The sequence below is a fragment of the Paenarthrobacter sp. Z7-10 genome (genome assembly GCF_026932795.1).
Lineage (GTDB): Bacteria > Actinomycetota > Actinomycetes > Actinomycetales > Micrococcaceae > Arthrobacter_M.
In genome coordinates this window covers 22,828-40,776 of record NZ_JADPVH010000014.1, presented here as the reverse complement: position 1 = coordinate 40,776, position 17,949 = coordinate 22,828, and the positions used below count along the sequence as shown (strand labels likewise).

Annotated in this window: 15 protein-coding genes; 7 read left to right on the top strand and 8 right to left on the bottom strand. The window is 65.0% G+C overall.

The annotated features are described in order from the left end of the window. Window positions 1-20 precede the first annotated feature (20 nt). Window positions 21-281 carry a helix-turn-helix domain-containing protein gene (locus IV498_RS06270; protein WP_269045710.1) on the top strand — a complete coding sequence of 87 codons (261 nt, stop codon included), beginning with the start codon at window positions 21-23 and terminating at the stop codon, window positions 279-281. A gap of 148 nt (window positions 282-429) precedes the next feature. On the opposite strand, the gene IV498_RS06265 is transcribed toward IV498_RS06270, so the two are convergent. Next, window positions 430-1,047 carry a hypothetical protein gene (locus tag IV498_RS06265; RefSeq protein ID WP_269045709.1) on the bottom strand — a complete coding sequence of 206 codons (618 nt, stop codon included), beginning with the start codon at window positions 1,045-1,047 and terminating at the stop codon, window positions 430-432. A gap of 135 nt (window positions 1,048-1,182) precedes the next feature. Between IV498_RS06265 and IV498_RS06260 the strand changes: the two genes are divergently transcribed. Together IV498_RS06260 and IV498_RS06255 are read left to right on the top strand one after the other, a co-directional pair. Then, complete coding sequence (locus IV498_RS06260; protein ID WP_269045708.1) at window positions 1,183-1,986, top strand: LysM peptidoglycan-binding domain-containing protein; 804 nt, start codon at window positions 1,183-1,185, stop codon at window positions 1,984-1,986. Between the two features lie 248 nt (window positions 1,987-2,234). Beyond that, window positions 2,235-2,696 (top strand): Rv3235 family protein, encoded by a 462-nt coding sequence (locus tag IV498_RS06255; protein WP_269045707.1) that lies wholly within the window; start codon window positions 2,235-2,237, stop codon window positions 2,694-2,696. A 90-nt stretch (window positions 2,697-2,786) separates the two neighbouring features. On the opposite strand, the gene secA is transcribed toward IV498_RS06255, so the two are convergent. The 7 genes from secA to mtrA all read right to left on the bottom strand — a co-directional run bounded on the left by secA (window position 2,787) and on the right by mtrA (window position 13,280). Then, window positions 2,787-5,603 carry a preprotein translocase subunit SecA gene (gene secA / locus IV498_RS06250; RefSeq protein WP_269045706.1) on the bottom strand — a complete coding sequence of 939 codons (2,817 nt, stop codon included), beginning with the start codon at window positions 5,601-5,603 and terminating at the stop codon, window positions 2,787-2,789. A 41-nt stretch (window positions 5,604-5,644) separates the two neighbouring features. After that, window positions 5,645-6,967 (bottom strand): winged helix-turn-helix domain-containing protein, encoded by a 1,323-nt coding sequence (locus IV498_RS06245; RefSeq protein ID WP_269045705.1) that lies wholly within the window; start codon window positions 6,965-6,967, stop codon window positions 5,645-5,647. A gap of 15 nt (window positions 6,968-6,982) precedes the next feature. Next, window positions 6,983-7,711, bottom strand: a complete 729-nt coding sequence (gene hpf, locus IV498_RS06240; protein WP_269045704.1) for a ribosome hibernation-promoting factor, HPF/YfiA family — start codon at window positions 7,709-7,711, stop codon at window positions 6,983-6,985. Between the two features lie 143 nt (window positions 7,712-7,854). Further along, window positions 7,855-8,820 (bottom strand): ComF family protein, encoded by a 966-nt coding sequence (locus tag IV498_RS06235; RefSeq protein ID WP_269045703.1) that lies wholly within the window; start codon window positions 8,818-8,820, stop codon window positions 7,855-7,857. Window positions 8,821-8,911: 91 nt separating this feature from the next. Continuing rightward, window positions 8,912-10,639: an LpqB family beta-propeller domain-containing protein gene (locus IV498_RS06230; protein WP_269045702.1), complete on the bottom strand. Its 1,728-nt coding sequence runs from the start codon at window positions 10,637-10,639 to the stop codon at window positions 8,912-8,914. Beyond that, window positions 10,639-12,582 carry an MtrAB system histidine kinase MtrB gene (gene mtrB, locus IV498_RS06225; RefSeq protein ID WP_442951303.1) on the bottom strand — a complete coding sequence of 648 codons (1,944 nt, stop codon included), beginning with the start codon at window positions 12,580-12,582 and terminating at the stop codon, window positions 10,639-10,641. Before mtrB ends, IV498_RS06230 begins: the two co-directional genes overlap by 1 nt. A gap of 23 nt (window positions 12,583-12,605) precedes the next feature. Continuing rightward, window positions 12,606-13,280: an MtrAB system response regulator MtrA gene (gene mtrA / locus IV498_RS06220; protein ID WP_269045701.1), complete on the bottom strand. Its 675-nt coding sequence runs from the start codon at window positions 13,278-13,280 to the stop codon at window positions 12,606-12,608. Between the two features lie 340 nt (window positions 13,281-13,620). Between mtrA and IV498_RS06215 the strand changes: the two genes are divergently transcribed. Genes IV498_RS06215 through IV498_RS06200 form a run of 4 tightly spaced genes read left to right on the top strand, consistent with a single transcriptional unit; the run spans window position 13,621 to window position 17,947 of the window. Then, window positions 13,621-14,979: a hypothetical protein gene (locus IV498_RS06215; protein WP_269045700.1), complete on the top strand. Its 1,359-nt coding sequence runs from the start codon at window positions 13,621-13,623 to the stop codon at window positions 14,977-14,979. Further along, a complete protein-coding gene (locus tag IV498_RS06210) occupies window positions 14,976-15,686 on the top strand; it encodes a DUF4129 domain-containing protein (protein ID WP_269045699.1) in 711 nt (236 codons plus the stop codon). The genes IV498_RS06215 and IV498_RS06210 overlap by 4 nt, the downstream gene beginning before the upstream one ends. Continuing rightward, the gene (locus IV498_RS06205; protein ID WP_269045698.1) at window positions 15,687-16,916 is read left to right on the top strand and encodes a DUF4350 domain-containing protein; all 1,230 of its coding nucleotides are present in this window, start codon (window positions 15,687-15,689) and stop codon (window positions 16,914-16,916) included. Next, window positions 16,913-17,947, top strand: a complete 1,035-nt coding sequence (locus tag IV498_RS06200) for an AAA family ATPase (protein ID WP_269045697.1) — start codon at window positions 16,913-16,915, stop codon at window positions 17,945-17,947. Before IV498_RS06205 ends, IV498_RS06200 begins: the two co-directional genes overlap by 4 nt. The last annotated feature ends 2 nt before the right edge of the window (window positions 17,948-17,949 follow it).

The window sequence follows — 17,949 nt, the reverse complement described above, 5'->3', positions numbered from 1 at the left end:
CAGCGCCGAAGAGGCGCGCCATGGCTGAGCAGCGTTTCCTGACCTTGACGGACGTCGGCGAGGTACTCAATATTTCATCCTCCCAAACATACGCCCTGGTCCGCTCGGGCGAGCTTCCTGCCATCCAAATTGGGGGTCGGGGCCAGTGGCGCGTCGAAGCGCAAATGCTGGAGGAATTCATCGCCCAGGCCTATGAGAAGTCGGCCAGCGCAGCACGGGACGGATCCGCTGACCGGAAAAGCCCTCCACTGCGTAGCCGCGGAGGGCAGCCTCAGGGGTAGGCAATGCCTTCGGAGGAGATTCGCCGGCCCAGTTGTTTGAGCTCGTCCCTCATCATTGACCGCATCAGCCCAAATGGGAAGCCGACCCGGTGTACGCCACCGAACCGCGGGCCAGCGCAGGCATTCCAAAGCATCCGTGGTGTGGAACCTATGGGCGGTCCTCAGCTTGCGAGGCCACCGCGAGCAGCATCGAAAAGGGCACGACATACCGTGCGGTCACCTTGTGTGAACGCGCCGGCTCCATGGCCGGCAGCACGGAGAATTCGACAAAATCCTGTCCCACGCCGTCCAGAACACCCGTCAGTCCGGCGTCAGGACTACCGTCGTCGGCCAGATACAACACGACACCAGCGCGGTCCCGCATCAGGTTCCGCAGCGCCGACGCCAGAGAAATGCCCACCCTGCCGACCGGCTCCACCGCCTGCGGCCCCAACCCCGAAACACGGACCAAAGCGCCCAGCGGCAGCAGGACCGAGCGGGTGCTGACGGATAACAGCAACCAGTCCAACCCCACACAGGAAACGGTTCCGAAAAACTGTAGTTGCCCGCGCACGGTGATGTGCAGCTGAGAACCTGCCGCCGCGCGGAGCCGGTCCGCCAGCGAGATTCCGGCAAGCTCCAGTCGAACCCGCTCACTGATTTCGGTTTCCAGATCCTGCTGGCGGGCGGCGGCAAGCTGCGCCTCCATATCCCCGAAAAGCCCATCCCAGCGCATGCGGCCAGCGTAGAAGCACCACTGCGGAGCGTCAAGAAGTGCACTGTCCACAGGGGCCCAACAAAAGCTGGACAAACCAATTCCAGACGCCCAAACTAACTTAAACGAAGGAAACAGTACCAAACAACATCAAACGAAGCCGGATGGGGCGGAACGATGCAAAAGCGAATGCGGGCGGACGCCGCCATGGCGCTTACCATCCTCACGCTGGCTGCGACTCTGGCCTTCGCGGGCAGCTCCATCTGGCGCCATTGGACAATCGAGGGCCATCTGCAGCATTCGCTCGGTTTTGCGGATGTTTTGGGTGCGGCGGCGGCCATCATTGGAGTCGGAGCGGTGATCTGGTGGCTGGCGGGCATGCTGTTGGCGTTCGTCGCGGCGATTCTCTACCGAGCCGGCCTAAGTCGGTTGGCCGCGGCGGCAGGCAGCCTGTCTCCGGCCTTTATGCGACGCCTGGCTGCAGCGGTGATGGGACTGAACCTGCTCGCCGCCCCGCTGGCCCACGCCTCAACTGTGGTGGATCCGCTGTGGCATCCCCCGGCAGCCGTTTCGGTGTCCAGCAGCGCCGCATCGACGTCCGGCCCCTCCGGCAGGCCTGACCAGGAACCGGTAAATCCCCTTTGGCAACCTCGGGCGCCCATCCCGGATCCGGGACTCCTCGCCCCGGCACAGCGGCGAGCGCCATCGTGGTTCCTTCCGGGCGCGTTGCTGCCCGGCGGCCGCCCCGCTGCCAGCAGTGCCGCATCCGCCGAACCGGAAGGGGCCGCCCGACCGGCGTCCGGGCGGCAAATCCCAGCGGTGGAAAATGCCTTAGTGGTCCTCGCCGGGGACACGCTGTGGACCATAGCCGCACGGGAGCTTGGTCCATTCGCCACGGACGTTGAGATTGCCGCGCAGTGGCCGCTTTGGTACCACGAGAACCGCGCCATTATCGGCAGCGATCCGAATGTGCTGCATCCGGGTCAGATACTGCAGCCGCCACCTCCATAACCCCGGGGCGGGGAACGATCAATCCGGGACCAGCGCAAAGGAAAGCCATGACTGCCACGACAGCACCTAAGTCAGGATATGCCCCAGTTGGAAATCGGGACGCGGAACCAGTCTTGGAGGTACAGCCGACCCCGATCAGGGCATCATCCCCGATCCACGACCATGCCTCAGGCGGAACTGCTGTGCCGATCCGGACCCGCCCCGCGCCGGACCTGGATCCGCCCGATGGACTTGCGCCGGTTATACCGATGCCGGCACGACACCGAACCTGGTCGGATCCAGTCAGCGGCGGAGCAGCCCGCGCACGCGGCGCAGCTGCTGCGGTCATAGCCCTCCCGCGTCCTTCGGACGCCGCGGACGAAACCGGTCTGGTTACGGCCATGGCCGCAAAAATCGGCCAAGCCGCCATCGAAGTGCTGGCCGGAATCCGGCCCGTCCAACAGCTGGCACGCTGGCTGGACCCCCGAAGCTTTGATGCGCTCCAAGTCCGCGCCGCCTTGACCCGCGCCGCTCAGGCAGCGACCAGCCAGGGCAACGTGCGCCAGCTGCACCGCAATCCGCTGGTCCGCTCGGTGCACTGCTGCCCCGTCGCCCCCGGTGTTTACGAATCCTCGCTCGTCGTCTCGGAACATAGCCGGGCACGGGCCGTGGCTATGCGGCTGGAGAAAGCCGGCGGCGTCTGGAAGGTCACCGTGCTGGTCATCGGCTGATGCAGCCTCAGGCGCGCATCAGTGAGTCCAGCACACGTTCCGCCGTCGGGGCCTGCGCGCCGGACACCCGGTTCCTCAACACCGACCCGACTACTTGCGTTTTTTCCTGTTTTTGGCGCTGTTCTTGGTGCCGGCGGCTGCCTTGACCGATGCCGGTTTCCCGTCTGCCGTGGCGCGGCGCTCCACATGGGTCTCCGCTTCCCCGGAGACGTCCGGTGCACTGAACTGCAGCTGGGCAGGCCTTTCCGGCTCCTGCAGCCCGGGTGCGGTGAAGTGTGCCGATTCCTGATCGGCCTCGCCCGCTCCGCTGGCCGGGACCAGCGCTGCCGACTCGCCGGAGGCATCCGCAACCCGCTGCAGCAGTCCCGCTGGCGCTGCGACCAGCCCGACCTGGGTTGCCGGTGCCTGTTCCACCTGAACCTCCAGGTTGAACAAGAAGCCAACGCTTTCCTCGCGGATGGCCCCCATCATGGCCTGGAACATGGTGAAACCCTCACGCTGGTATTCGACCAACGGATCGCGCTGCGCCATGGCCCGCAGCCCGATTCCCTCCTTGAGGTAGTCCATCTCATACAGATGTTCCTGCCACTTACGTCCCACGACCGAGAGCACCACCCGCCGCTCCAGCTCACGCATGGTCGGGGCGCCGAGCTGATCTTCGCGGCCCTGATACGCCAGCTTGGCATCGGAAAGCAGCTCCGTCTTGAGCAGTTCCGGCGTTATCCGGCCCGGTCCACCCGCCTCTTCACGAATCTCCTCCACGCTCACAGTGACCGGATAGAGCGTCTTCAAGTTGCTCCACAGCGCGTTATAGTCCCAGTCCTCGCTGTGGCCCTCGGCTGTGGCAGCATCAATCATCTCGTTGACGGTGTCCTCCAGGAAGAACTGCACCTTCTCGTGCAGGTCATCCCCTTCCAGGATGCGGCGCCGATCCCCATAGATGGCCTCGCGCTGGCGGTTGAGCACATCGTCGTACTTGAGCACGTTCTTGCGCTGCTCGGCGTTTCGGCCTTCCACCTGCCCCTGGGCCGAGGCGATCGCCTTGGAGACGAGCTTGGATTCAAGCGCGACGTCGTCCGGCATCACCGAGCGTGACATCAGCCGCTCGGCGGCACCGGAATTGAACAGGCGCATCAGGTCATCGGTCAGCGAGAGGTAGAAACGCGATTCACCGGGATCGCCCTGCCGTCCGGACCGGCCGCGCAGCTGGTTGTCGATGCGGCGGGACTCATGCCGCTCCGTGCCGAGCACGTACAGCCCGCCCAGCCCGACGACGTCGTCGTGCTCGGACGCGACGGACCCCTTGGCGTCCTCGAAGGCCTCCGTCCACGCTGCCTCGTACTCGTCCGGGGTCTCCTCCGGATCCAGACCGCGGGCTGCCAGCGCTGCCACCGCATTGAACTCGGCGTTGCCGCCAAGCATGATGTCGGTTCCTCGACCTGCCATGTTCGTGGCAACAGTTACGGCACCCTTGCGTCCGGCCTGAGCCACGATCGCGGCCTCCCGGGCATGGTTCTTGGCGTTGAGCACCTCGTGCTTGACCCCGTGGGCGGCCAGCTTCTGCGACAGATACTCGCTTTTTTCCACACTGGTGGTACCCACCAGCACCGGCTGGCCCGCGGTATGGCGCGCCGCGATGTCTTCAACGACGGCGTCGAACTTTACCACCTCGTTCTTGTAGACCAGGTCCGACTGATCGATCCGCCGCATCGGCTTATTGGTCGGAATGGCCACCACGCCCAGATTGTAGGTGCCCATGAATTCACCGGCTTCGGTCTCCGCCGTTCCGGTCATCCCGGAAAGCTTGCCGTAGAGCCGGAAGTAGTTTTGCAGCGTGACGGTGGCCAATGTCTGGTTTTCCGCCTTGATTTCCACGCCCTCTTTGGCCTCGATGGCCTGGTGCATGCCCTCGTTGTAGCGCCGCCCCGCCAGGATGCGGCCAGTGTGCTCGTCGACAATGAGCACCTCGCCGTCCAGGATGACGTAGTCCTTGTCCCGCTTGAAGAGTTCCTTGGCTTTGATTGCGTTGTTCAGGAAACCGATCAGCGGGGTGTTGGCCGACTCGTAAAGGTTGGTGATGCCCAGATAGTCCTCCACCTTTTCGATGCCGGGCTCCAGCACGCCAACGGTCCGCTTTTTCTCGTCCACCTCGTAATCGCTCTCGGCCGTCAGGCGCAGCACCACTTTGGCGAATTCGCCATACCACCGGTTGGCATCGCCGGAGGCCGGACCCGAGATAATCAGCGGAGTACGGGCCTCGTCAATCAGGATCGAGTCAACCTCGTCCACGATGGCGTAATTGTGGCCGCGCTGGACCAGTTCGTCCTTGGCCCAGGCCATATTGTCGCGCAGATAATCGAAGCCGAATTCGTTGTTGGTCCCGTACGTGATGTCTGCCGCATACTGCAGGTGCCGGACCGCTGGGTCCTGATTGGAGAGGATGCAGCCGCTGGTCAGGCCGAGGAAGCGGTAGACACGTCCCATCAGATCCGACTGGTATTCGGCCAGGTAGTCATTGACCGTCACCACATGGACGCCCTTGCCTGACAGTGCGTTCAGATAGGCCGGAGCAGTGGCGACAAGTGTCTTACCTTCACCGGTTTTCATCTCGGCGATGTTGCCCAGGTGCAGGGCCGCGCCACCCATCATCTGCACGTCGAAGTGCCGCATGCCGAGCGTCCTGGAGGACGCTTCGCGCACGGCGGCGAAGGCTTCAGGCAACAGTTCGTTCAAGCCCGCACCGTCCGCATGACGGGCCTTGAGCTTGTCGGTTTCCTCACGGAGTTCAGCATCCGTGAAGGTCTTAAACGTGTCCTCCAGCGCATTGATGGCATCCGCATAGACGTGAAGACGCTTCAGTGTCTTGCGGTCACCGGTACGGAGGACTCGCTCGAGAAGTGATGGCACGGATCTAGCTCCCAATCTATGGCTGCCTAAAACTGGCGTGTTCAGTCTACGTGAGAGACGTATGGGACGCCGCTTCCGTTCCTCTGCCGGCTTTGCAGGGCCTGCTGAAGTTCGGCCGCAAGGGAGCCCACCGGTTCGACAACGACGTCCTGAAGTCCCAGCCAACCGGCCATCAGGATGAGCTCAGCCGCCAGTTCCTCGACCGTATGTGGCGGCGCGTCGGTTTCGGGATAGGATCCCCGCACCAGCAACTGGCCTCGCTGCCTGTCCGCCTTGAGGTCCACCCTGGCAACCAACCGCTCCCCCAGCAGGAACGGCAGCACGTAATAGCCGAACCGCCGCTTCGACGCCGGTGTGTATATTTCGATCCGGTAGTGGAAGCCGAACAGCCGCTCCAGCCGGCGCCGCTCAAAAACCAGGGAATCAAATGGGCTCAGCAGCGCCCGGCCGGTGGCACGACGCGGCAGAACCGCCTCGCTATGGCGGTAGAGCTCGGCTTCCCAGCCCGGCACGGAGACCCGCTCCAGGACCCCCTGCGCCTCAAGGGTGCGCACCGCCAGCGCGGCTGGCTTGGCTGGCAGCCGGAAATAATCCGAGAAACAACGCACTGTGCCGATCCCATGGGCCCTCGCTGCGGCCTCAATGAGCCTGAGCATCGCTTCCCCGGCGGCAGATCCAGCAGCAGCAGATCCTGGATCGACCGGCACGCCGGCCCCACGGTGCGGCATGCAGATCGGGCCGGTCTGTGCGGCCGGCGCGGCCGAGGACGGCATCACCTTCTCCGTCATGGCGTACCGGCGCTCAAACTGTTCGGTGCGTGAGGCCACACTGATGGTTCCCTGTTCGAATAGATCCTCAAGCACCCGTTTGGCCGCGTTCCAGTTCCAGCCCCAGCCCTGAACGGCCTTGTCTTCCCTGTGGTCGATAATTTCGGTGAGCTGGCGGGCCGTCAGCGGGCGCCCGCGTGCCAGAACCGCAAGAATCCGTTCCTCCAATGAACTGCGCAGCTCGGGCGCCAGCACATGGGCTCCCACCCAGGTGCGGCTCTGCCACAACCGAAGATCCTGGAAATGGACGGGACGGATAAAGCTGGCCTCGTGGGCCCAGTACTCGACCATCCGGCGGGGATTTGTGCCGGCCAAACGCTTCAGCATTGTCCTGTCGTAGTTCCCGAGCCTGGAGAAGAAAGGCAGGTAGTGACTGCGGGCGAGCACATTGACGGAGTCAATCTGGATGAGTTGAAGCTGGTCAAAGGTCCGGCCCACCGCCCGTGTCGTGACGGGTCCGGTGGGCCGCTCCTTGGCCAATCCTTGGGCTGCGAGGGCGATCCGCCGTGCTTGGGACAGGGTCAGCACCGCGCCCATAAAAGCCTCCTGGTCTTAGGCGCGGGCCGCCTGGTCCTGGGAGCGGTAGGCGAGAATCTGGTCCGCCGGAGCGGACTCCTCATCGTGACAGTCGGCGTCGAGGGTTATCACGCCATAGGTCCACCCGCGCCGCCGGTATACCACCGAGGGTGAATTAGTCGCGGAGTCGACGAAAAGGTAGAAATCGTGCCCCACAAGCTCCATGCTGTCCACCGCGTCATCAAGGGTCAGAGGCGCGGCGGGAAAGACTTTCCGGCGGATCAGCACCGGCGAATCGCCCGCGGGAATATCATTGTCAATCTCGTACGGCGAACGTTCCTCGGCCTCTGCCGCAGGTGCCTGCGATGCGGCCTCCGGTTGAATATAGATGGGTCCGGTGGCGCTGACTGGTTCCAAAGTTGAGGTTGCCGTGCTCACGGCCTTGGGCGTATGCCGGCCATGGTGGACCTTTTTGCGGTCCTTGGCCCTGCGCAGTCTCTCCAGCAGTTTGTTGTAGGCCACATCAAACGCCGCGAATTTGTCTCCGGCGGAGGCTTCTGCGCGGATAACAGGGCCCCTTCCCTGCACCGTCAGTTCGACGGTGAGCTGGGCGTCCGCCGCGTGCGCATTGGTCTCCTTGGAAACCTTGGCATCGATGCGCTGGACCTTGTCGCCGAGCTGTTCGATCTTCGACATCTTTTCGCCGGCGTACTCGCGGAAACGGTCCGAAACGATGAGATTCCGGCCGCTGATCTTGAACTCCATGGTGCCCTCCAAATGACTTCGGTGACACGACGACAGGTAATGATGTTCGGCCATCACCTGGCCGCCGACGGGTGGCAATCCTCTGCGAGGTACCCGTTCAATCACGTTAGTTCACCCGCTGACGTTATTCACCTTTTGTCCGGTTATTTTTTCTCCAGTCCCGCAAAGGGAGCGGAGGGGTGCTCCCCCGGCACCCGTCCCGCACCGGACGCGGCGGCAATAACGACCGCTCCACCGACCAGTGCACCGGCGTGTCGCAGGGCACGGGCAGCCTCCGCCACCGTCGCACCAGTGGTGAGGACGTCGTCGATTATAAGCACCCTTCTGCCGGCCACACTGCGCCGCCGGGAATCCCGGAATCCGGCCGCGACGTACATGCTGTTGCGCACATTGGCGCGGCGGGCCGTTCGGCCCAGACCTTTTTGGCTGAGGCGGCGCCAGGGCGCCCGGTAGCGCAGCCGCAGCGGGCAGCTCGGCTCCGTGTTCGGAGGAAGGGCACGGCGGCGCTGCACGGCGGCTAACAGGGCCCGTACCGGGTCGTAGCCCCGGCGCCGGAAACTGGTCCCGCTCGTCGGGACTGGCACCAGCTGGATGGGATCGCTCGACCTTGGCTGGTTTCCCACAGCCGCCTGCAGGGCCGCAGCCAGGGCTGCCGACAGGGCTGCGGCGAGATCCGTCCGACCGTGGTTCTTGAAGGCCAGAAGGACCTGGGCCAGCTCGTCCCGGTAGGCTCCGGCCGCAACGGCGGGAAGCAGCACCGTCCCATCCACATCCATCAGCGCCGGGGCCGCCTCTTCCGCACGGAACGGAGCCTTGACACCTTTGCGCAGCGATCCCGCACATGAACGGCAGAGCGCAACGTCCTCGGCTCCGCAAATCACGCAATCGACCGGCAAGATCAGCAAACTGAAGTCATGCCACACTCGCGCCGCCCGCAGGTAGAGGCCCGGCCCGCATCGCGCAGGCACACCGCGGGCGGACAGCCCGGGCGCGGGCACGCCGCGGCCGCGGCCGCGGGCGGGCCGCCCGGGCGCAGGCAGAACCGGGGCGGGCACTCGGAGGGTGGGCACGCCGGGGTCGGGCCGGGAATCCTGGACTGGTGCATTCATGCATCCAGCCTCGCCAGCGGCGGCCTGCCAGGCAATGCCACAGCGCCGGCAGGTGGACGGGACGGGTCAGCCGGAGGCTGTGCAGGAGGGGTCAGCCCGCAAAGGCCGGATCGGTCACTCCCTTCGCTTCCAGCGACCAGCCATTGCCGACCCGGGCAAAAAGACCCTCGGCCGTTCCGGCATAGAGATCCAGTACGCCGTTGCCGCCGCTTAACCCCAGCATGCCCTTCAAGGGTGCCAGCCGCGAAGCCGCAGCTTTGAGGTTCAATATTTCCACCTCCACGGGGCCGGTGGCGGAGGGCCTCATGACGGCCACCGACGTCTCATTCAGCCACACTCCCTCGCTGGCATTCACCGAATTGAGCAGCGTGATGGGCTGGGTCAGGTCCTTGGGTAGATCGCCGCTGCGCAGGATGCCGGTGATCTGCACGGTGCTGACGCCGTTCTGTTCGGAAATCACCAAGGCGCGGCTGCCATCGCGTGAAACCCGGAAGGATGTCACAGTGCGCCCCTGCAGCCACTGCACCTTCAGCACCACACCGGCCGACGGCTGGCCCTTGCTGGTTCCGGCCGGAACGGCGATGACAGTTCCGCGCTGATCCCCGGTGGCAGTCCAGAGCCAGTCCTGCGGGGAGAAAGACGGCGCCGTCAGCTCGACTCCGCTGGCCACCTGCCGCTCAGGTTGCCCCGGGCTGACCGCGTAGAGCCGGCCGTGATCACCGTTCAGGAAGGCGTACAAATTGTTTCCGTAAGACACAGCGGGGTGCGATGGCGCGTACTTGGCCAGCGCGGGCAGTCCCTCAATCTGGGTGCTCGCACCATCGGCGTAACGCACCAACTGGCCCTTGTACAGCGCCACTTGATGCGGCGGCACCTGATTGTTCACCAGCGGAGCCGGCACGCCCTGGTCCGGCGTCCCCAGATCCACCTCACGGGTATCCGCCCGCAAAGTCACGGAGGTCACGGTGTTAAGGTTCCGCAACGTCAGCATCAGCTGGGCCTGCATCTGCTGCCGGGATTTCACCGACGCATCCAGCAGCGGCTGCGCGGTCAGGTCCACCTGCGCCACCCCGTTGTTCACCGGCACAGAATCACGGACAAGTTCCATCCCATTGGGGAAGGCGCTGGCGACAGCCCCCAAAAGGTATGGCGCGGGGCCATTCAGCAGCGCCCGCACAATAGACGTCGTCGTCGTCGTTGCCTTTCCGCTGAGCCAGCGGACGTCCGGGACGGCGAAGGCAAACGTCGGATCATAGAAATACAGTGAATAGGCGCTGAACAGGGTGTCGAAGTTGGCTGTCTGGAGCATGATGCCGTCCGGCACCTTGCTGATCCGCCACTCCCCGTCGACCTTGGTCAGCGAGAACTTGACGGTTTCCACCGCCCCGGGCGCCGCCGGCGTCCGGATACCGTTGGGATCAACCGTCGATTCGACGTCGAAGTCAACTTTGAACTCCGATCCGGAACCGTCGCTGACGGCCTTGAACCCTCCTTGGTAGACGAGGGTCCGCGTATCGGCTTTCCAGGTCTTGGCTATGCTGCGGTCCAGATACTGTCGGGCAACCTGGAAGTCGTCCGCCACGCCGGTACCCGCGGCAATGAACCCCTCCACGATGCTGGCCGCACTCGCCCCGGGCACTGGAGCGTTCTGCCGAAAGTCGATGTTGACCGGATTGTTGCGCCCGGGCAGCAGATCACTCCTGCCCACCGGCCCGTCCTTGGGAATCGCGGCACAGCCCGCGGACAGCAGCATCAGCACTGCCGTGATTCCGGCGCAAAGGGCCTGGGCGATTCGTTTTCTCAGGGGCCGCACTGTCATCAGAGTGTTATCTTTCCGGACACCACGTCCGTTGCTGATTTAATTGCCGCCTCGTCCGCCGGCACCGGCTCGCCGTGCAGCTCAAGGCCGCCCAGGCCGGAATCACCGCCATCCGGCGGAAGCTGCAGCGGAGAAACGGAGAGTGCCGTCCCGCTTCGGCGCGGCAAGGTCAGACGGAAGCAGGACCCGTTGCCGGGCTCACCCCATGCCTCCAGCCGGCCGCCATGCAGATTGGTGTCCTCGGTGGCAATTGAGAGACCAAGCCCACTGCTGCCGCCGGTGGTCCGGGCCCGGGCGGGATCCGCCCGCCAGAACCTGTCGAAGACCCTGCCCACTTCGCCGGGAGTCATGCCGATTCCATGGTCCCGCACGGCAATAGCCACGGTGTCGGCATTGGAACCCACATAGATTTCCACCTTTCGACCTTCGCCATGTTCCAGGGCGTTGACCACCAGGTTGCGCAGGATTCGTTCGATCCTGCGCGGATCCATATCCGCGACACTGCTGTTGCCCGGGACGGTTGACACCACGCTGAGCTCGGATCCACACTGCTCGGCCAATGGTGCGGCACCATCCAGGACATGCTCGACGACGGCGAAGACGTCGCGCGGCTCGGCATCCAGCACCGCGGCTCCGGCATCAAAGCGGGAAATTTCCAGCAGATCCGCCAGCAGGGCCTGGAAACGTTCCACCTGGTGGTACAGGAGCTCGGCGGAGCGCTTGTTGATCGGGTCGAACTGCCCGCGGGCGTCATAGAGCACCTCGGCAGCCATCCGGACTGTGGTCAGCGGTGTGCGCAGCTCATGCGAGACATCGGAAACGAACCGCTGCTGCATCTGCGAGAGCATCGCCAGTTGAGTTATCTGCACCTGCAGGGACGCGGCCATCTTATTGAATGAGGTAGCCAGGCGTGCCACTTCGTCCTCGCCGTTGACCGTCATCCGCTCCTGCAGCTGGCCGGCGGCGAGCTTCTCGGAGACCGCAGCAGCGTGGCTGACGGGCTGGACCACGTTGTGCGTGACATACCAGGCAATCCCGCCGATCAGCAGCAGCAGGACGCCGCCGCCCAGCCACAGGACGGACTGAATGTAGTTCAAGGTGTCTTGAGCATTGTTCAGGTCATAAATCAGGTACAGCTCGTAGTCAGTTCCCAGCAAATTCACCCTGCTGCCCAAGGCAAGCGCAGGGTGCACGTCCTTGCTTCCGATCGGAAGTGGAATCGATTGCCAGAACTGGCCTGAATTCTGCTGCACCGCAGTACTCAATTCGGCCGGAATAATGGCCCGGGTGACTCCGCCGGAATCCGACGAGGAGACGGAAAGCGAATTGGTCTGACCGGGGATCTCCACCATGAGATATTTGCGGTTTTCATCGGCTCCGCCAGCCTCCAGCAGCTTCAGCGTGTCGCGGACGTAAGTGGATACGCTGGGCAGATCGCTGAGCTGGGCATTGTCAAAGCTTTCCTGCACCTGCGTCATGCCGCGTGAAGATTCCTGTTTGGCCTGCTGCAGCCGCTCCTGGAACAACCCGTTCGCAATCTGGTTGGACAAGAAGGCGCCCACGCCGGCGAAGGCCAGGAAGGCAACCAACAGCGTCACCAGCACGGTTCGAAACTGCAGTGAGGTCCGCCAGCGCCGGACCAGCCGGGTGCGCATCCGCCGCAGCCATGCCGTAAAGTCCCGTGCCCGGTGCAGCAGGAAATCCTGCAGCAGCCGCCGGCGGGCTTCCCACCCCGTTTGCCCGGGCGCTCCGGCAGATACGGATGGCGCGGCCGACGTGGGTGGCACGGATGGCGCGGGCGGCACGGCTGCCGTGCGTGGCGCGGCGGCCGACGTGGGTGGCACGGCTGGCGTGCGTGGCACGGCTGCCGTGCGTGGCGCGGCCGGCGCCCCGGCACCGGGCATGGCTTTTCCGGGCGCCTCGAAATCTTCGGTATTTTCCATCCGCCCGCGCCAAGCTGCCTTTGTTACTGTCCCGCCTTGTATCCCACGCCCCGGACGGTGAGTACCACCTCGGGAGCCTCCGGATCACGTTCGATCTTGGACCGCAGCCGCTGGACGTGGACGTTGACCAGCCGGGTGTCGGCGGCATGCCGGTATCCCCAAACCTGCTCGAGCAACAACTCGCGGGTGAAGACCTGCCACGGCTTGCGCGCCAGTGCCACGAGCAGATCGAATTCCAGTGGTGTCAGCGAGATCTTCCTGCCGCCGCGGTTCACCACGTGTCCGGCCACGTCGATGCTGACATCCGCGATCGTGAGCGTCTCCGGGGCCTTGGTATCACCTGGCCGCAGCCGGGCGCGCACCCGCGCCACCAGCTCGGCCGGTTTGAACGGTTTCGGCACGTAGTCGTCCGCCCCGGATTCAAGGCCACGTACGACGTCGGACGTGTCGGACTTGGCGGTCAGCATGACGATCGGAACGTCAGACTCGGCGCGGATCTGCCGGCAGACTTCAATCCCATCCATCCCCGGCAGCATCAGGTCCAGCAGCACCAGATCCGGCTTGGCCGAGCGGAAGACGGCCAGCGCCTGCTCCCCATTGGCGCAAAAGACCGGATCAAACCCGTCGTTACGCAGCACAATGCCTATCATTTCAGACAGGGCTTCGTCATCGTCTACTACCAAAATGCGTGCCTTCATAGTTATATGTTCGCCTATCCCCTGCCTAATGTCTCGTTGGGCAACGGACGCGCCCGCCGGCAGGTTGCACATCGGAGCGAACGACGGCGGCCCTGCGGAGCGCCGCAGAACGTCAGGGCGGGCGCCTCCGAAGGTGCGAACGGCTCAGGCCTTACCGACGTGGCCCGGTGCAGCCCGGCGGACCGGCTGGAGAATAAAGCGGCCGGGAATCCGCCATGGAAGGCGTCGGCTTATATGGCTCCAGGACCCCGCCAACGGATAGGCTGAACAGCAGTCATCATCGCCCATCCTGGCAGATCCGCCGGGCGGGTCCGGGGCCAGCTTTTTTGGGGAGTAGTTCATGACGCAGGGACCGGAACGACCCAATGGCGGGCAGGACCCGCAGGATGAACTTTCCGCGGACCCGGTGCCCGGGCCGGACGTGTCCCCGCCGGACCCGATCGCCGAGCCTGCAGTCCAGCCCGCGCCGCCGACTTATTCCCAGCCCCCATCGCCTTCGCCATGGGGCCAGGCGCCGCGATGGGGTCAGTATGCCCCGCCACCGGGTTCGGTCCAGGGCAGCCAACAGCCGCAGCAACCGGGCTGGCCAGAGCAATCCGGTTGGCCACAGAAACCGGGCCGGCCAGAGCAATCCGGTTGGCCACAGCCGGCAGCGCCCGGTTACCAGCACTACGCGCCCCCGCCCAAGCCGGGCGTGATTCCGCTGCGTCCGCTCGGTCTGGGTGAGGTGCTCGATGGCGCCTTCCAGGCGGCTCGGCGCAACGGCAAGGCGATGTTCGGTTCGGCCCTGCTGATGCAGGCTTTTTCCGCCGTCGTGTCCCTGCTGCTGCTCGCCGTCGTTGTCGGCAGCGGCCTTCCGCTGCTCTCGCTGGCCAGCGGCACTGTCACGGACAGCCAGCTCAGTTCATTTTTGGTCGGCTCACTGAGCGCCGTCATCGTCGCGGTCCTGCTGCAGACCGTAACGACGATGATCCTGCAGGGTGTCCTGGTCATACCTGTGGCACGCGCCGTCCTGAACCGGGGCACCGGCTTCAGCCAGATGTGGTCCCTGGCGCGCCGCCGGATCGCCTCGCTGATAGGGCTGTCACTGCTCTATGTGCTCGCTGTCCTGCTGGCGCTGACCATGGTTGGACTCATTGGCTGGGGTCTGGTGACGGCCATGGGTGCCGGCGGAGCGGTCATCACTTTGCTGCTGCTGGTGGCGCTGATTCTCGGCTTCGTCTGGGTTGGAGCCAAACTGCTTGTGGCCCCAGCCGCGCTGGTCATCGAAAACATCGGGATTTTCCGCTCCATTGGCCGGTCCTGGACCCTGACCACCAACAACTGGTGGCGCACGTTCGGCACCGCATTCCTGGCGAATCTGATCGTGGGCGTTATCACCGGAGTCATCGCCGTGCCGGTAAGCTTCCTGGCCAACATGGTCGCGCTGCTGGTCAATCCGCATCCCACAGCACAGGAGCAGATCACCCAACTGCTCATAGTGCAGGCCATCTCCACGGTGATCTCCAGCTTGCTGGGTGCGGTGGCCCTGGCCTTCCAATCCGGCGTGCTGGCCCTGATCTACTTGGACCTGAGGATGCGGAAGGAGGGCTTCGACGTGGTCCTGATGAAGGAGCACGAAGGCGGCCCGGGAACGGACCCGGCCGGTATTCCTGGCCGGGCCGCCACTGTTGCGCCGTGGAAACCCGCGTCACCATGATGCAACGGTGCGGGCCGGTCCAACCGGGCCCGGGCACCTTGGCGATCCTGGGGGTGTTGGCGCTGGACGTTCCGGTGCAGCCCAGCGGCGCGATGGCCCGACGTCTGGCCGCGGATGAACTCGCCAAGCAGGTCTATCAGCAGGCCAAACCCGGCTTGGCACAGATCATTTTGAACTGGGTGGCCGAATTCGTTTCAGATCTCCTCGATGGGCTCAATGCTCTGAACGCCAATCTGGGTCTGGTGCTGCTGGCGGCACTGGTCGTGGCCTTGGTCGTCGTTGCCGGGTGGCTGGTCCGGCCCCGCCTGAACCGCAAACTGGATCCGTCCGCGGAGGTCTTCGCGGACGCCGAGCCATTGACCTCGGCCGAACACCGCAGACTGGCAGCAGCAGCGGCGGCCGCCGCTGACTACCCGGGCGCCGTCACCGCGCAGTTCCGTGCCCTCATCAGGGGCTGCGAAGAACGGGCCGTGTTCGATCCGCAGCCTGGCCGAACTGCCCACGAAGCCGCCGACGAGCTCATGCATGCCTTCGGTTCCCTCGCTGTCCCGCTGCGGAGCGCCGCCGAGCTTTTCAGCGGTGTCAGATACGGCCGGACTCTGCCTTCCCGACAGGACTTCGAACGGCTGCGCAACTTGGACACGGATGTCGGAGCCAGCAGCCCACACTATCGCGACCAGCCGTCCGCCACGATCAGTGAGCTGTAGATGACGTTGCAGCGGAGTCCGGAGGCTTTTCCCGGGGCGGCGCGGCGGAAAAACCTGCCAGTTTGGCCACAGCGGTTCCGCGAGGGGCTGCGGCGGCACAGGTTTTGGCTCCTGATCGGTTCAGCTTTCCTGCTGGTTACGCTGGGAATCCTTGTGCTGGGCAATTTCGGCCCCCGCAGTTCCGCGGCCCTGGCTGTGGACAACCCCGGGCCCAATGGAGCCATGGCCGTTGCCAGAGTGCTGCACAGCCAGGGCGTCACGGTGCAGGCGACCGATTCGCTCGACGCCACTATGACTGCGGTCGGCAGCGCGGGGCCCGGACGCAGCACGGTGCTGCTTTACGATCCCGGATCCCTGCTCGATAAGGCCGGGCTCACCCGGCTGGCGGCGGCGGGGCCGTTGGTGCTGGTGCAGCCGGGCCCGCTGACGCTGCGGGCAGTCACCGGCTCCATTACCGCAGCCGGGCCCGTGCCGGACAGCTCGGCCAGCTCCGCAGTTCCGGCTGGCTGCAGTAACGGCGACGCGGTGGCGGCCGGGCGCATCGACGCAGGACACGGCCAGCTGTACCACGGTGAGGTGGTTTGCTTTCCGGTCCGGGCAGCCGGAGCCGGCCAGGTGCGCTCCGGCCTTTTCGCTGCGACGGCGGACGGCCGGGCGACGGTGCTGGGCAACAGCGCCATCCTCAGCAATGACAGGCTCGCCAGCAGCGGGAACGCCGCTCTGGCCCTGAGGACACTGGGTAAAACGCCACAGCTGGTGTGGTACACACCCTCGTTAAAGGATCTCCGGACCTCTGCGGCACCGAAAGATCTTTCGCAGCTGACCCCCCGATGGGTTCTGCCCGCCGGCATCTGGCTTCTGATCGTTGCCTGTCTGAGCATGCTCTTCAAAGGCCGGCGGGACGGTCCGCTGGTGCCCGAACCGCTGCCAGTGGTGGTCAAGGCAGCCGAAACCGCCGTCGGCCGGGCGAGGCTTTATCAGGACGCCCGAGCCACCGAACATGCGGCCGCGGGCCTGCGGGCGGGTACGCTGATGCGGCTGGCGCAGCATTTCCGACTGGGGGCTGCTGCGGGCGTGGACGACGTACTGCGGGCCGCAGTCGGACACAGCAACCGCTCCGCCGCGGAGCTGGCGGACATCCTGGTCTGGGTCCGGCCGACGACGGACGCGGCCCTGCTGCGGTGGGCGCAGGACCTGGACATCCTAGAGAAAGAAGTAACTTCCCGATGAGCAATTCCTCTCCGGAGGCCCGGACAGACTACGGTAACTTCCAGCCGGGGCCGGCCACCCCAGTCCAATCCCAGCTGGCGGCCGATCCAGCGCGGCAGGCCCTGCTCAACGTCCGCACCGAAGTGGCAAAAGCCGTCGTCGGGCAGGATTCCGCGGTAACGGGCCTGCTGATTGCCTTGCTGACCGGCGGCCATGTGCTGCTGGAAGGAGTTCCGGGTGTCGCCAAGACGCTGCTGGTGCGTGCCCTCTCCGCTGCCCTGAATCTGAAGACAAATCGGATCCAGTTCACCCCGGATCTGATGCCCGGGGATGTGACGGGCTCCCTGATCTACGATGTGCAAAGTTCCGGATTCAACTTCCGGCAGGGCCCGCTGTTCACCAACATACTGCTGGCTGATGAGATCAATCGGACGCCGCCAAAGACCCAGGCCTCGCTGCTGGAGGCGATGGAGGAGCATCAGGTTTCCGTGGACGGGGTCTCGCGCCAGTTGCCTTCGCCGTTTATGGTGGCCGCAACACAGAACCCGGTGGAATTTGAGGGTACATATCCCCTGCCGGAGGCGCAGTTGGACAGATTCCTGCTCAAGCTCACGATGCCGCTGCCCGGGCGCGAGGATGAAATCGAGGTGATCCGCCGGCACAGCAACGGCTTCGACCCGAGTAATTTGGCCGGGGCCGGGGTGCGGCCGGTGGCGGGGGCGGATGATGTGGCCCGCGCGCGTTCCTCCATTGGCCAAGTGGAGATATCCGCGGAGGTTCTCGCCTACATCGTGGACATAGTCCGCGCCACCCGGGCAGCGCCGTCGTTCCAGCTGGGCGTCTCACCGCGCGGAGCGACCGCGCTGCTGAACACCTCCCGTGCCTGGGCCTGGCTGGGAGGGCGGAGTTTTGTCACGCCCGACGACGTCAAGGCACTGACGCTGCCGGCGCTGCGGCACCGGGTGGAGCTCAGCGCCGAAGCTCAAATGGACGGTGTCCAGCCGGACGACATCCTCGCCAGCATCCTGGCCACCGTTCCCGTTCCGCGCTGAGC